Origin of the sequence: Mucilaginibacter lacusdianchii, assembly GCF_009770985.1 — a bacterium.
In the GTDB taxonomy this organism is placed as follows: domain Bacteria; phylum Bacteroidota; class Bacteroidia; order Sphingobacteriales; family Sphingobacteriaceae; genus Mucilaginibacter; species Mucilaginibacter lacusdianchii.
Genome location: NZ_WSRW01000001.1, coordinates 630,776 through 645,162, shown reverse-complemented (window position 1 = coordinate 645,162; position 14,387 = coordinate 630,776). Strand labels below are relative to the sequence as shown.

Annotated in this window: 10 protein-coding genes; 6 read left to right on the top strand and 4 right to left on the bottom strand. The window is 43.2% G+C overall.

Features of this window, described 5'->3' with window-relative positions; translation table 11 throughout:
* Window positions 1-52 precede the first annotated feature (52 nt).
* Window positions 53-532 carry a universal stress protein gene (locus GPM24_RS02980; protein ID WP_158825251.1) on the top strand — a complete coding sequence of 160 codons (480 nt, stop codon included), beginning with the start codon at window positions 53-55 and terminating at the stop codon, window positions 530-532.
* A gap of 43 nt (window positions 533-575) precedes the next feature.
* Here the strand turns inward: GPM24_RS02980 and GPM24_RS02975 are convergent, their stop codons facing one another.
* The gene (locus tag GPM24_RS02975) at window positions 576-1,868 is read right to left on the bottom strand and encodes an HAD-IB family phosphatase (protein ID WP_158825250.1); all 1,293 of its coding nucleotides are present in this window, start codon (window positions 1,866-1,868) and stop codon (window positions 576-578) included.
* Between the two features lie 132 nt (window positions 1,869-2,000).
* A complete protein-coding gene (locus tag GPM24_RS02970; protein ID WP_158825249.1) occupies window positions 2,001-2,969 on the bottom strand; it encodes an NAD-dependent epimerase/dehydratase family protein in 969 nt (322 codons plus the stop codon).
* 72 nt (window positions 2,970-3,041) lie between these two features.
* Here GPM24_RS02970 and GPM24_RS02965 point away from each other — a divergent pair, with 72 nt between their 5' ends.
* Together GPM24_RS02965 and GPM24_RS02960 are read left to right on the top strand one after the other, a co-directional pair.
* Window positions 3,042-4,232, top strand: a complete 1,191-nt coding sequence (locus GPM24_RS02965; protein WP_158825248.1) for a formimidoylglutamase — start codon at window positions 3,042-3,044, stop codon at window positions 4,230-4,232.
* A gap of 85 nt (window positions 4,233-4,317) precedes the next feature.
* Window positions 4,318-5,484, top strand: coding sequence for an AhpC/TSA family protein (locus tag GPM24_RS02960; protein ID WP_158825247.1), 1,167 nt, complete (start codon window positions 4,318-4,320; stop codon window positions 5,482-5,484).
* A 517-nt stretch (window positions 5,485-6,001) separates the two neighbouring features.
* Here the strand turns inward: GPM24_RS02960 and purD are convergent.
* A complete protein-coding gene (gene purD / locus GPM24_RS02955) occupies window positions 6,002-7,276 on the bottom strand; it encodes a phosphoribosylamine--glycine ligase (protein ID WP_158825246.1) in 1,275 nt (424 codons plus the stop codon).
* Window positions 7,277-7,553: 277 nt separating this feature from the next.
* On the opposite strand from purD, the gene secA reads away from it, so the two are divergent.
* From secA to GPM24_RS02940, 3 genes are all read left to right on the top strand, one after another.
* Window positions 7,554-10,853 (top strand): preprotein translocase subunit SecA, encoded by a 3,300-nt coding sequence (gene secA, locus GPM24_RS02950; protein ID WP_158825245.1) that lies wholly within the window; start codon window positions 7,554-7,556, stop codon window positions 10,851-10,853.
* A 197-nt stretch (window positions 10,854-11,050) separates the two neighbouring features.
* A complete protein-coding gene (locus tag GPM24_RS02945) occupies window positions 11,051-11,467 on the top strand; it encodes an SPOR domain-containing protein (protein ID WP_158825244.1) in 417 nt (138 codons plus the stop codon).
* The gene (locus tag GPM24_RS02940; RefSeq protein WP_158825243.1) at window positions 11,464-12,654 is read left to right on the top strand and encodes a M20 metallopeptidase family protein; all 1,191 of its coding nucleotides are present in this window, start codon (window positions 11,464-11,466) and stop codon (window positions 12,652-12,654) included. Before GPM24_RS02945 ends, GPM24_RS02940 begins: the two co-directional genes overlap by 4 nt.
* Before the next feature lie 107 nt (window positions 12,655-12,761).
* On the opposite strand, the gene asnS is transcribed toward GPM24_RS02940, so the two are convergent.
* Window positions 12,762-14,198, bottom strand: a complete 1,437-nt coding sequence (gene asnS, locus GPM24_RS02935; protein ID WP_158825242.1) for an asparagine--tRNA ligase — start codon at window positions 14,196-14,198, stop codon at window positions 12,762-12,764.
* Between the last annotated feature and the right edge of the window lie 189 nt (window positions 14,199-14,387).

Below are 14,387 nucleotides of genomic sequence, written 5' to 3'. Positions count from 1 at the left end.
AACAAATTGAAGTTCATCTGTTATTATCATACAACATCAAACCTGAAATTAGATGATACCTTCAAGAATATTAATCGGCATAGATAATAGTAAGTATTCAGAAAATGCAGCAGCATTTGGCTTTGAACTGGCTCGCAAATTTGATGCTACAGTAGGTGTAGTGAGTATTGTTGAGCCCATGCCGGCTACCAGTTCACCCATGAACGACAGTACTTTTGGTTTACCTTTTGAGGGCACGGCCGATATGGTAAATGTAGACGTAATGAATGCGCAGAACGATGCTGCTGATACTATAATGAATAATATTGTGCAAAGATATGCATCCGATCTTGAGGTTACCAAGTTTACTGATTTTGGTACCACCGCCGATGGTATATTGACCTGTGCCGGCCATTTTGAGGCCGATTTGATTGTTATCGGTACCCATCGCCGTAGCGGTTTAGACCGCTTGCTGATGGGCAGCGTAGCCGAGCGCGTTATCCGCGAATCGGTTGTGCCGGTATTGGTAGTGCCAATGGCAGAAGAGAAATAGTTAATTGGGTGATTAGTCAAATAAGTTAATCACCCAATCAATATTAATAAAGTAATCTGAACTTGATAGTAAAGTCGATTGCCTTTAATTCGTTTAATACCTGCTCGTCATAACCAGCGTTAACGTCGGTTATAACATAGCCGATCTGGTTGTTAGTTACCAGAAACTCACCTACGATATTGATTTTGTGGCGTGCAAATACGTCATTTATCTGCGCCAGTATACCGGGCACGTTTTTGTGGATATGAATTAAACGGTGAGCGTTATTGATACGCGGCGGCTGCAAATCCGGAAAATTGCTGCTCATGTGCGTTTTACCCTCGTTCATAAAGGCAATTACCCTTTTCGAAATAAAATCGGCATTGCGTGGGTTATGCTTCGGGTCGTCAAAAATAATGATGCCGTTGTCGCAAGCCACTTCCAGGGCTTTGCGGTTGTTCATCTTACCAAAGCAGCCAATCACCTTTAATTTACCGGCATTTTGCAATTGTTCGGGTGTGGGTTGATTGGCTTCATCGCAAAACAATATGCCCGCTTCTTGTAAATATTTTTCCTGGATAGAATCCTGGTGTCTGATGTTATAGCCTTCCTTGCGCATCTGGGCAAGTGCTTCATCCTCTACATCACCAACTACTAAACACTTAATACGGTTTTTAGGGTAAGAGATAGCGCGTGGTAACCGGTTAATGTACAAAAACTCATCCAGGCTGGGTGTTACATAATCGGCTTTTTCTACTACCGATTTACGTTCAATATTCTCCGTAAAAGCAAAGAACTTTTTTATCATTCCCGATTCTTTTAACTGAAAATCAGAATAGCCATCGCCGATGCCATAAATATCGCCTTGCAGGTTTAGTTCTTTTAGCAACTTAACCTTGCCGCCCTCTTGCGATAGGGGATTATCACGGTCGTAACCAATAATATTGCCTTCCTCATCAAACTTAAAGGTGTTGGCATAGATATTCTCTTTGTTGATATAGTATTCGGTAACAACAGGGGTGATAAACTCTTTAAAGCCGCCCGATACGATCAGTACATCATCGGCATGTTCTTTAAAAAATACGCTGTTACGTAAAAATGATGGTGATACTTTTTTGCGAAGGTGCTTAACCAGCAGGTGCAAATGCTCGCGGTTGGCTTGCAGTAATTTAACCCGGCCTTCCAAGCTATCAGCAAAAGATAACCGACCTTCCATAGAGGCGTTGGTGAAATCTTCAATCTGTTTATAAATCTTTTCCCGGTCGGGATGATCTTTTAACGATATACGTGCCAGTTCATCAAGCGCTTCTACCTGGGTAAAAGTGCTGTCAAAGTCGATAATATAATACTGCCCCATGGTTGAGCAAATATAGGATTTTGGTTGATTGGTGGGTAGGTGAGTAGTTGATTAGTTAAGTGGTTGAATTAATAAATAGTTGAAATGCGGAGAAATAAGCAAGGTAGTCAAAGCGTAGTTCCAAGTAATTTATTATTGCTTTAACGCTTCACAGATCTCTGCAATGCTTTTCTCTATCGGCTTAAATTTAATACCAATAGCCTTTTTAATTTTAGCATTATCATAATTCTGTACAACACTGGCTGATTGAGCGGCCATCTTATCTAATGAAGGATTTTTACCGGTAATACCAGCCCAAGCTGATGAAGCGCGCCAGGCAATATCAAGCATCCAGGGTTTGGCTTCTGTAGTTGGTGGTTTAATACCAAAATATTGAGCTATGGTAGTCATTAAATCTTTAAAGTACCAGTTTTCGGCATTGATGATGTAGCGTTGGTTGGTGAGTTTACTATTCATCAGGGTAATCATGCAACGGGCTACATCTTCTACATCTACCAATCCGCAGCTGCCACGCGTGTAAAATTTAAGCCCTTTGCGTACCGTTTCAAATATTTGGCCGCTGCCGTCCGTTCCCGCTGTTGGACCAATAATTACAGATGGGTTCACAATAACAGCGTCCAGCCCTTCGGCAATGCCGCGCCAAACTTCCATTTCACTTTCTAATTTAGATATAGAATAGCCATTATTGGCAGGCGTTTCTTCCAGGTGATGTTTTTCAGTAATCAATTCGCCGGGTTTTGCCTGACCGATAGCGGCAATGGAGCTAACGTGCACTAGCCGGGCGTTGTATTGTAAACACATCTCTACCACATTGGCTGTGCCAGTAATGTTGGTGCTGATCATGGGCTCTTTATCGGCCTCCTTAAAGGATACCCAAGCGGCGCAATGGTAAACCTGTGTAACGCCGGCAAAAGCGTCTTCCAGTGCAAAAATGTCTAATATATCGGCTTCTACCCACTCAATCAGGTGTTGGTAAGGGGTTAAAAAGCCGGGAATTACTGATGTGCTGCGTTTGGTACAGCGGATGCGGTTGTTTTGCTGCACCAACTGCTTAGCCAGTATAGCGCCTAAAAAACCTGTTGCACCCGTAACCAGAATCATGTAGTGAGTTTGATAAAAACAGCGCAATTTAATTTAAAATAATGGATATTTGAACTTTTGTAGAATACGGATATGTCGTTAGCGGATTTCTTTACCCCGGTTGATTTAGGAAAACTGGCACCCGGTGAAGGGTATAACCCCAACCACTTGGGTAGCTTGGTGCAGGTTAATACCGGTAATTTTCCTGATTTGGATGAGCAAAAACCCGATTTGGTGATTTTTGGTGTGCAGGATGATCGTAATGCGGTAGGTAACCAAGGCTGTGCATTGGGGCCTGATTACATTCGTGAAAAGTTATATCGTTTGTATCAAGGTGATTACCGTACACCCAACATCTTTGACCTGGGCAACATTAAGCAAGGGGCAACGGTGAATGATACCTACTTTGCATTGAAAACTGTACTGGCCGAGTTTGTAAAGAAAGATATTGTAGCTGTGATTCTAGGCGGTGGTCAGGATTTGACTTACCCGCAATATCTGGCTTATGAAGATACCGAGCAAAAGGTAGATATGGTGGTGATCGACTCGCACTTTGACCTGGACGAAAGCGCCGAAATGGAGGAAAATGATTCTACAACCTCACTATCTTACCTCAATAAAATATTTTTGCACGAGCCCAACTACCTGTTCAATTTTAGCAATCTGGGGTATCAAACTTATTTTGTAAGCCAGGAAAGTTTGCGGGTGATGAACAATTTGTTTTTTGACGTGCACCGCCTGGGCGAACTAACCGGCCATATGGGTGTAACAGAGCCTATCATACGTAATGCCAACATGATCAGCTTTGATATCGGTGCTATCCGTTCATCAGACGCAGCAGCCAACGCCAATGCTACACCTAACGGGTTCTATGGTGAAGAAGCCTGCCAGATGTGCCGATATGCCGGTTTTAATGATAAACTGACCTCGATCGGTTTTTATGAATTTAATCCGGCGTATGACACTAACGGACAGACCGCCACTTTACTGGCCGAAATGATTTGGTATTTTATCGACGGTTTTTATAACCGAAAACAGGATTTTCCGCTGCATCCAAAATCGCAATACTTGGTTTATAAAACCACGCTTACACATGATGATCATGAAATGGTATTTGTGAAAAGCAAAAAATCTGACCGCTGGTGGATGCAGGTGCCTTACCCAACCGCAGGGTCTATGAACGAGCGTTATCACCTGGTACCCTGCCGTTATGATGATTATACGCTTGCCGTATCCGGCGAAATGCCCGATTTATGGTGGCGTACTTATCAAAAACTAGCATAACACCAATAATGTATACTTCTTAACATTAACTATCAAATACTTAAATGGTACTTACCACGTTAGTGTATTTATTCGTACGGAAATAATGCTTAAAAAAATATTTGTCCTTTTAGTAAGTGCTCTGCCCATAACTGCTTCGGCACAGGTAGCGGGTAGCTTTATTGTAAATGGTAAACTTGCCAAAGTAACTAAACCTGTCAAAGCGTATCTTTTATATAAACTGGGTAGCGATAATGTGCTTGACTCTACTACCTTGATAGACGGTAAATTCCAGTTTGCCGGCACCGTTCCGGCACCTGTAATGGCTGCTTTGGCTATTGACCATAGCGACAAAGGTGCTACAGGTTTAAATGAAAAAGATGATATTTTAAACTTGTATCTGGAAAAGGGAAACATCTACATTTCCGGTTCTGATTCGCTATCGCACGCCACTATTTCCGGCTCTGCTTTGAATGAGGATAATCAGGTCATTGCAGTTGCGTTGAACAGCATTAATACCAGAGCTACGCAATTATATAGAGAGGTGCAAAAAGCTTCGCCCGAAGAGCAACGTTCTCCCGTGTTTCAAAATACTATGCAGGATAAGTTTAAAGCCCTGCAGGTAGAGCGCGAAAAGGCTATTCAAAACTTTATCAGTACTCATCCCAACAGTTATTTAAGCTTAATGGCGCTGAATGATATCAGCCGCCCTACCGCTAATCCGGTTACGCTGGCCTCATTATACGCCGGACTATCACCCTCATTAAGAGATTCTGAAGTAGGCAAACAATTAAAATCAAATATCGACAAACTGCAGTCTACCGGTATTGGTGCAATGGCGCCCGATTTTACACAAAATGATGTGAACGGCAATCCCGTAAAGCTTTCATCGTTGCGTGGTAAATATGTCCTGCTCGATTTTTGGGCTTCATGGTGCGGCCCATGCCGTCAAGAAAACCCCAATGTGGTGCGGGTGTATAACAAGTATAAAGACAATAACTTTACTGTGCTAGGCGTATCGCTTGATCGTCCGACAGGAAAAGCCGACTGGCTTAACGCCATCAAAGCTGATGGCTTGACCTGGACACAAGTATCAGACCTGAAGTTCTGGAACAACGATGTGGCCGTTTTATATAACATTCGCTCTATCCCGCAAAACTTTTTAATTGACCCTACCGGCAAAATTATAGCCCGCGATTTGCGTGGCGGCGATTTGGAAGGTAAGCTGATTGAAGTTTTGATGAAGGGGGATAAAAAGGTTAAGGCTGAGTAGTTTTTAGGCAGTGCTTTATTTTGGTATAGTGCCTTGTTAGGATAAGGATGTTTTTATACCACAGCCTGTGGATGTTACTTTTTCTTTTGCCGGAAAAGAAAAAGTAACCAAAAAGAAACCTCTCGGCCAGGGATTTTTGCTACTTAAGACAGCCGTTGTACCTAGTGCAGTAGCTACCGCAAAAATCTAATGCCGATTCTTTTTTCGTAGTTGTTCTGTCAGTGCTTTATGTTGAATGATAAAAGCAAAAAGCGTAAAGGCCCGCTATCGCGCCCGGGCCAACGTGGGGATTGTGGGTAGACAGGGGATCGCGAGAGCTAGGCCTTTTTGTTTCTTTTGTGGCTATGACAAAAGAAATAGCCCCTGCGGCAATGAGCAGACGGAGTATGTAAATAACCACTGGCTTACGTTAAACTAAAAGCACCAAACAAGTATAGTAGTATAACTTAAGCCAGTTGTGAAGAGCCACTTCTAAGTACTGCGCATCCTTAGAATTAACTATAAAAAGATATAACCTTTATATCAAATCAAACCCAATATCTTTTCTAAAATACTTACCATCATAATAAATGCGGCTGGCATCCAGTGTGGCTTGTTGCAGCGCAGTGAACATATCATCCTGTAATGAAGTGATTGCCAAAACTCTGCCGCCAGTAGTAATGACATCCTCGCCTTGCTGGCCGGTACCGGCATGAAAGGCAATGGAGCCACGAACATTTTCCAGTCCGCTGATGGCTTTATTTTTTAAGTACTCACCGGGATAACCGCCGGCTACGCATACAACAGTAGCGGCAATCTTATTGGATATTGATAGCTCCTTTTCGTGTAGGTTGCCTTCGGCTACACCTTGCATTAAATCTACCAGGTCAGATTCAACACGAGGTAAAACACTTTCCGTTTCCGGGTCGCCCATGCGGCAGTTATATTCAATAACATAGGGTTCGCCGCCGCAATTCATCAGGCCAATGAAAATAAATCCTTTATAAGGGATGTTTTCTTGTTTTAAGCCCTCGACTGTAGGAATTACAATAGTTTGCTCCACCTTTTGCATAAAAGCGGCATCTGCAAATGGCACGGGTGATACGGAACCCATGCCGCCTGTATTTAGGCCAGTGTCGCCTTCACCAATACGTTTATAATCTTTCGCTTCAGGCAGTATTTTATAACTGTTGCCATCCGTTAGAACAAAGACAGATAGTTCGATGCCTTGTAAAAATTGCTCTACTACTACTTTTGAACTGGCTTCGCCAAATTTGGCTTCGGTTAACATTTCTACCAACTCTTGCTGAGCTTCTTGCAGGCTAAGGCAAATTAATACGCCTTTTCCGGCTGCTAAGCCGTCAGCTTTTAATACCACCGGCAAGCCAGCAGTAGCTAAGTAGCTCAAACCATCCTGTAAAGTTTCGCGGGTAAACGTGCGCGATGCGGCAGTAGGAATGTTATGCCGCTGCATAAACTGCTTTGAAAAATCTTTGCTGCCTTCCAGCTGGGCGGCTTCTTGCTGCGGGCCAATCACCGGAATATTTTTCAACTGCTCATCATTCAAAAAGAAATCATGAATACCTTTTACCAAAGGTTCTTCAGGACCCACAATCACCATATCAATGCCATTGCTTAGTGCAAAAGCTTTAATGCCTTCAAAATCGGTTACCTTCAGGTTAACATTGGTGCCGTATTGCCCGGTACCGGCGTTACCTGGTGCAATAAACAGTTGTTCGCATTTGGGGCTTTGTGAAAGTTTCCAGGCAAAAGCACTTTCGCGTCCGCCTGAACCGATGAGCAGGATTTTCATGGTGCCAAAGATAAAAGTTTTTGTTACTGTGTGAGGTGCTTAATTATACAGATAATGGTTATTTGAACGTTAAATATGTCAAAACGCCATTAATTGCCTTGTCGGTTTTGTCATGGAAAAATCATCGTGTAAAAAGCCATAAAACTTAAAATCTTGTCAATTAACCCGCTTCTGCAATTATACACTACCGAAAAAAACTGTACCTTTACCTGCCATAATGGCTTTTAAAGCCTGTTGGCGCAATTGTTGGGATAGAAGTATTATATCAAATTATAACATGTTAGGATTTATCAGTAAGCTTTTTGGAAACAAATCGGAGCGTGATGTGAAAGGCATCCAGCCTCTGGTAGAAAAAATAAAAAGCGAATATGCCAAGCTCGAATCATTGAGCAATGACGAGCTAAGAGCTAAAACCATAGATTTTAAAGAGAGAATACAGCAAGGCCTTGCCCCGATTGATGAGCAGATTAAAGCTATTAAAGAAGAGGTAGAAGGCAACGAAAATATAGATGTTAACGATAAGGTAGAGTTGTATACCCGTATCGATAAACTGGAAAAAGACCGCAACAAAGAGCTGGAAGTAATATTGATGAATATTATGCCTGAAGCTTTTGCGGTAGTAAAAGAAACAGCACGCCGTTTGGCTGGTAACCCTACTATAGAAGTTACAGCAACAGATTTTGACCGTGCATTGGCGGCCCGTAAAGGCAACGTGGTTATTAAAGGTGATAAGGCTTTTCACGCCAATACCTGGATTGCTGCAGGTAACCAGGTAACCTGGAATATGGTGCACTATGATGTGCAGCTGATAGGTGGTATTGTACTGCACCAGGGTAAAATTGCCGAGATGGCTACCGGTGAGGGTAAAACCTTAGTGGCTACCTTGCCAGCTTACCTGAATGCATTGGCCGGACAAGGTGTACACATTGTAACGGTGAACGATTACCTGGCCCGTCGTGACTCGGAGTGGATGGGCCCGCTGTACGAATTCCACGGTTTATCTGTTGATTGTATTGACAGACACGAGCCAAATTCAGAGCAGCGCCGTAACGCTTACTTAGCAGATATTACTTTCGGCACCAACAACGAATTTGGTTTCGATTACCTGCGCGATAACATGACCCGTACGCCAGAAGAGCTGGTGCAACGCAAGCTGCATTTTGCTATGGTGGATGAGGTTGACTCTGTATTGGTGGATGATGCCCGTACGCCTTTGATTATATCTGGCCCAATTCCGCGTGGTGATCAGCACGAGTTTTATATGCTGAAACCACGTATCGAGCGTTTGGTGAACGCACAAAAAACTTATATCAATACCGCTTTGAACGAGGCAAAGAAACAGCTTGCTGATGGCAAGACTGGCCCGGATGAAGGTGGTATGGCTTTATTGCGTGCGCACCGTGGTTTGCCTAAAAGCAAAGCTTTGATTAAGTTTTTGAGTGAAGGTGCCAACAAAACCGTACTGCAAAAAACCGAAAACTATTACATGCAGGATCAGGGTAAGGATATGCCTAAGGTAGATGCCGATCTGTTCTTTGTAATTGACGAGAAAAATAACTCGGTTGAGTTAACCGAAAAAGGTATTGAGCTGATCACTGCATCGGGCGAAGATTCTCGTTTCTTCGTAATGCCTGATGTAGGTACCGAGATTGCCAATATTGAAAAATCAAATCTGAGTGCTGAAGAGAAAGTTACACGCAAAGATGAATTGATGCGCGATTTCTCCATTAAATCAGAACGTATTCACTCTATCAACCAATTACTGAAAGCTTATACTTTGTTTGAAAAAGATACAGAGTATATTCTGGACGATGGCAAGGTGAAAATTGTGGATGAGCAAACCGGTCGTGTACTGGATGGTCGTCGTTACTCTGATGGCTTGCACCAGGCAATTGAAGCGAAAGAGAATGTAAAGGTTGAGGATGCAACCCAAACGTTTGCTACGGTTACATTGCAAAACTACTTCCGTATGTACCACAAGCTTTGTGGTATGACCGGTACTGCTGTAACTGAAGCTGGTGAGCTTTGGGAAATCTATAAATTGGATGTGGTGGAAATTCCAACCAACACACCAATCCGTCGTGACGACCGCCAGGATTTGGTTTACCGTACCATGCGTGAAAAATACAACGCGGTAGCCGACGAGATTGTGAAATTAACACAAGCTGGTCGTCCGGTACTGGTAGGTACCACTTCGGTTGAAATTTCTGAGTTACTGAGTCGTATGTTGAAGTTGCGCGGCATTAAACATAACGTACTGAATGCTAAACTGCACCAAAGAGAAGCTGATATCGTTGCTGAAGCTGGTCAGGCGGGTACCGTAACTATTGCTACCAACATGGCTGGTCGTGGTACGGATATTAAATTAGGCCCAGGTGTTAAAGAAGCCGGCGGTTTGGCCATTGTAGGTACCGAGCGTCATGAATCGCGCCGGGTTGACCGCCAATTGCGTGGTCGTGCCGGTCGTCAGGGCGACCCAGGTTCATCTCAGTTCTTCGTATCGTTAGAAGATAACCTGATGCGTTTATTCGGTTCAGAACGTATATCTAACTTGATGGTGCGCATGGGTATCGAAGAAGGCGAGGTAATTCAGCACTCGATGATTACTAAATCTATTGAACGTGCGCAGAAAAAAGTAGAAGAGAACAACTTTGGTATCCGTAAGCGTTTGCTGGAGTATGATGACGTGATGAACTCACAACGTACCGTAGTTTACGCTAAACGTAAAAACGCCTTGTTTGGCGAACGTTTGGACGTAGATATCAACAATACTATTTACGATGTAGTAGAGGACGTGGTAACTGAGTACAAAGAAGCCAATAATTATGAAGGCTTGCAATTAGAAATCATTCGCTTGTTCTCGGTAGATATCGAACTGTCACAAGATCAATTTGCCGGTACAAACTTACCTCAGTTGGTTGATACGGTTTACCACCACGTAACCGATTTCTACAACCGCAAAAAAGAAGCAATTGCCGAGCAGGCTCTTCCTGTATTGCAAGATGTGTATGAAACCCGTGGCGAGTTTATCGAGAATATTATTGTGCCTTTCACTGATGGTGTACATGGTATGCAGGTAGCTGTACCGCTGAAAAAAGCGGTTGATAATCATGGTCACGAAGTGTTTAAGTCGTTCGAGAAAAACGTAATTCTGTATCACATTGATGATGCCTGGAAAGAGCACCTGCGTGAAATGGACGAATTAAAGCAATCGGTGCAAAATGCCGTTTACGAGCAAAAAGACCCATTGCTGGTTTATAAATTCGAAGCCTTCCAACTGTTCCGCCAAATGCTGGCTAATGTGAATAAAGAACTGGTAAGCTTCCTGTTCAGAGGCGGTATTCCGGTTCAGCAAGCTCCAGAAGAAGTACATGAAGCTCGCCCGGAACCTAAAACCGATATGCGCCAGATGAAGGTATCAAAACCAGAACTGGTTGCAGAAAGTAACGGCGTACCGGTTGAAGATTTGCAGGAACTGCAAAAGCCAACCCCGGTAAAAGTGGAACAAAGAATAGGTCGTAATGATCCTTGTCCATGTGGCAGCGGCAAAAAGTTCAAAAACTGCCACGGCGCTTAAGCGTTAGAAATAGAATTTAATACGTCATTGCGAGAAAAGAAGCAAACGCTGTACAGGAAAATTAAGCCTGTTCAGACCAAGCTGATTTCTTGCAATGACGTTTTTTTGTTAAGTTAGCAATGAAGCAAGGCGGCCCTGTTTATGTAATGATGAATGAAATTAAAATAAATAATATAGTAAAATTTATACTAACTGTTATGGTGTTGGTATTAGCTGGTTCTGCCGCTCATGCCCAAACACGTGGCAAACTGGAAATCATCAAAGATTCGCGCGTTGACACCTTGATAGCACACCGTTACAGTACCAATAAGGCAAGCGGTGGCCGGACTTCTAGCGGCGGCATCTCTACTCGCGGTTACCGTGTGCAATTCTTTTCCGGCTCCAATCGTAAAGAAGCATTTAGTGCACAAAATAAATTTCAGCAAAAACATCCCGAACTGCGTACATACATCACTTACAGCGAACCTAATTTTAAAGTAAAAGGTGGCGATTTTCGTACCCGGTTAGAAGCTGCTAAACTGATGCAGGAGTTACGTGGTACGTTTGTAACCATGTTTGTTATCTCAGAAAGAATTAATTTGCCTAAACTGGCAGATCCTAATATACCGCAATGATGAAAGAGAAAATACAGGAACTTTCGCAGAATATATTTAATGATGTGGTAGGCAACCGCCGCCATTTACATGCACATCCCGAGCTGTCATTCCATGAAGTAGCTACCTCGGCTTATGTGGCTTCTAAATTGGATGAGTTGGAAATTCCGTACATCCGTATGGCCGATAACGGTTTAGTTGGGCTAATTAAAGGCACTAAGCCATCGGCTAATGATAATGTAGTGGCTTTACGTGCCGATATGGATGCCCTGCCTATCACTGAGGCCAATGATGTTGCATACAAATCTCAAAACCCCGGTGTGATGCACGCTTGCGGACATGATGTACATACTTCATCATTGCTGGGTACAGCTACTATATTAAGCCAGTTAAAAAATGAATTTGCAGGCACTGTAAAACTAATTTTTCAACCGGCGGAAGAAAAGCTGCCGGGTGGTGCAAACCTGATGATTCAGCAGGGTGTGTTAGAAAACCCCAAGCCACAAGCTGTAATTGGTCAGCACGTAATGCCGTTGATTGATGCCGGTAAAGTAGGTTTCCGTGCCGGTAAATACATGGCCTCTACCGACGAGATTTACGTAACTGTAAAAGGTAAGGGCGGTCACGGTGCACAACCCCAGCAAAATGTGGATCCAGTGATCATCACCGCTCACATCCTGACCGCATTGCAGCAGGTAGTAAGCCGCTTTGCCGATCCTAAAAACCCTTGCGTACTATCATTCGGTAAAGTAATTGCCAACGGCGCTACCAACGTTATTCCAAATGAGGTTTACCTGGAAGGTACTTTCCGTACCATGGATGAAAAATGGCGCAAAGAAGCGCACATCCGCATGAAAAAGATGGCAGAAGGTATTGCCGAAAGCATGGGCGGTAGCTGCGAGTTTAACATCATGCACGGTTATCCATTCCTTATTAACGAAGAAAAACTGACAGCATCTGTTCGTGGACATGCCGAAGATTATCTGGGTAAAGAAAACGTGGTTGACCTGGATATCTGGATGGCTGCCGAAGATTTTGCTTATTATTCGCAAGTAGCCGACAGCTGCTTTTACCGCTTAGGTACCCGTAACGAAAGCCGTGGTATTACCTCTGCTGTGCATACGCCAACCTTTGATGTAGAGGAAAGCGCTTTAGGTTTAAGCACAGGCTTAATGGCTTATATGGCACTTAAGCAGTTGGGTAATTAGTGATTGGTTGAATAGTTGACTTTTAATAGGGTGACGTTTTAGTTCCTGCTATAAATGAGAAAGGCTTTTGATAAATCAAAAGCCTTTCTCATTTATGTCTTTTCCCATTAAAACTCTGCGTTTTTCGGGAATCTTGGGAAAGGAATCACATCACGGATGTTACCCATGCCGGTAACAAATAATACCAAACGCTCAAAGCCTAAACCGAAACCCGAATGCGGACAGGCACCGAAGCGGCGGGTATCCAGGTACCACCAAAGTTCTTCTTTAGGGATGCCCATTTCGTCCATACGCTGCTCCAGTCTATCCAAGCGCTCTTCACGCTGTGAGCCACCCACAATCTCGCCAATTCCTGGGAACAGGATGTCCATCGCGCGAACGGTTTTGTTGTCGTCGTTCTGGCGCATATAAAAGGCTTTGATTTCTTTCGGGTAATCAGTTAAAATTACCGGTTTTTTGAAATGTTTCTCTACTAAGTAGCGTTCGTGTTCCGATTGTAAGTCGGCGCCCCAGCCTTCAATAGGGTACTGGAATTTTTTCTTTTTATTAGGCGTCGAGTTTTTCAAAACTTCAATGGCTTCGGTATAAGTTAAACGCTCAAAATCGTTGTTCAGGCAAAACTCTAATTTTTCAATTAAGGTCATTTCCGAACGTTCGTTTTGCGGTTTGCTTTTCTCTTCTTCCTGTAGGCGTTGAGCTAAAAACTCCAAATCCTCACGGTTATGTTCCAGCGCGTAGTTTATTACATATTTCAGTAACCCTTCGGCCAGGTCCATGTTGTCTACCAGATCATAAAACGCCATCTCGGGCTCGATCATCCAAAACTCGGCCAAGTGGCGGGTAGTGTTTGAGTTTTCCGCACGGAAGGTAGGACCAAAAGTGTAGATATCACTTAAAGCCATCGCGCCCAGCTCCCCCTCTAATTGGCCGGATACGGTCAGGTTGGTAGCTTTGCCAAAAAAGTCTTGCTTGTAATCAATTTCACCGTTTTCGGTACGTGGTAAGTTGTTTAAGTCGAGGTTCGTTACTTTGAAAGCCTCGCCGGCACCTTCTGCATCCGATGCAGTAATTACAGGCGTGTGCAGGTAAACAAAACCTTGGTTTTGAAAAAACTGGTGCACAGCAAATGCCAGGCTGTTACGCACACGGAATATCGCCCCAAAAGTTTGGGTGCGGAAACGCAGGTGAGCAATTTCGCGCAAAAACTCTAAACTGTGTTTTTTAGGTTGCAGCGGATATTTTTCAGGATCACTATCGCCTAAAATTTCAACAGTGGTGGCTTTTACTTCTACAGTTTGACCTTTACCCAATGAAGCGACCAGCATACCGGTAACGCTGATAGCAGCGCCCGTAGTAATACGTTTTAATAAAGCCTCGTCGGTATTCTGAAAATCAACTACAATTTGTAAGTTATTATTGGTTGAGCCATCATTTAAAGCGATAAACTGATTGTTACGAAAAGTGCGAACCCATCCTTTAACGGTTACTTCAACATCGGTTTGTGTACTTTGTAATAGTGCTTTAATCTTAATACGCTGACTCATATAACTATAGTTTGTTGGGCAAAAATACAATTTAGAGTCAAGAAACAAGAGCCGAGAAGCAAGACTTGTTAATGCTTTTGTTGATAAGTAAGTTATGTTGATAACATGTTGAAAGTTATTGCGGTTGATTTACAAGCAATATTGCTTATCTTGAGGTTATAACTAGGTGTAACCGTACACTATTTATGT

What these genes read in the sequence shown, in the direction of transcription:
- GPM24_RS02980 (WP_158825251.1), top strand. Translation starts at nt 53, where the DNA reads ATGATACCTTCAAGAATATTAATCGGCATAGATAATAGTAAGTATTCA.
- GPM24_RS02975 (WP_158825250.1), bottom strand. Translation starts at nt 1,868, where the DNA reads ATGGGGCAGTATTATATTATCGACTTTGACAGCACTTTTACCCAGGTA.
- GPM24_RS02970 (WP_158825249.1), bottom strand. Translation starts at nt 2,969, where the DNA reads ATGATTCTGGTTACGGGTGCAACAGGTTTTTTAGGCGCTATACTGGCT.
- GPM24_RS02965 (WP_158825248.1), top strand. Translation starts at nt 3,042, where the DNA reads ATGTCGTTAGCGGATTTCTTTACCCCGGTTGATTTAGGAAAACTGGCA.
- GPM24_RS02960 (WP_158825247.1), top strand. Translation starts at nt 4,318, where the DNA reads ATGCTTAAAAAAATATTTGTCCTTTTAGTAAGTGCTCTGCCCATAACT.
- purD (WP_158825246.1), bottom strand. Translation starts at nt 7,276, where the DNA reads ATGAAAATCCTGCTCATCGGTTCAGGCGGACGCGAAAGTGCTTTTGCC.
- secA (WP_158825245.1), top strand. Translation starts at nt 7,554, where the DNA reads ATGTTAGGATTTATCAGTAAGCTTTTTGGAAACAAATCGGAGCGTGAT.
- GPM24_RS02945 (WP_158825244.1), top strand. Translation starts at nt 11,051, where the DNA reads ATGGTGTTGGTATTAGCTGGTTCTGCCGCTCATGCCCAAACACGTGGC.
- GPM24_RS02940 (WP_158825243.1), top strand. Translation starts at nt 11,464, where the DNA reads ATGATGAAAGAGAAAATACAGGAACTTTCGCAGAATATATTTAATGAT.
- asnS (WP_158825242.1), bottom strand. Translation starts at nt 14,198, where the DNA reads ATGAGTCAGCGTATTAAGATTAAAGCACTATTACAAAGTACACAAACC.